We start from the raw sequence: 254 nt of genomic DNA, 5'->3' as shown, positions 1-254 counted from the left end.
TTAGCTGTACAAAATCCATCAACTGCCATGCAACAAATGAATAATTTCTTGCAAGACTCCAGCCTTCCTTTAGAAGATAGAATGGTAATGATGGGCCATGTTTTTATTAGCTGTATGCAAATTTTTGGAAGAGTCGAAGAAGAATTAGACCGACAAATTACCCATCTCACGAACGAAGTAAGACACCTCCAAGATAATAATGAAAACTTGCAACATCAACTTGAGGCTATAGAAGCTGAACAATACAAAGAAAA

1 pseudogene is annotated in these 254 nt (G+C 36.2%); it reads left to right on the top strand.

Annotation, left to right across the window (positions count from 1 at the left end):
* Positions 1 to 254: pseudogene (locus TY19_RS00070) on the top strand (hypothetical protein); the annotation flags it as partial.

Origin of the sequence: Candidatus Protochlamydia sp. R18, assembly GCF_000648255.1 — a bacterium.
In the GTDB taxonomy this organism is placed as follows: Bacteria; Chlamydiota; Chlamydiia; order Chlamydiales; family Parachlamydiaceae; genus Protochlamydia; species Protochlamydia amoebophila.
Note: the sequence above shows the minus strand (reverse complement) of the source record. Positions and strands in the feature narration are given on the sequence as shown.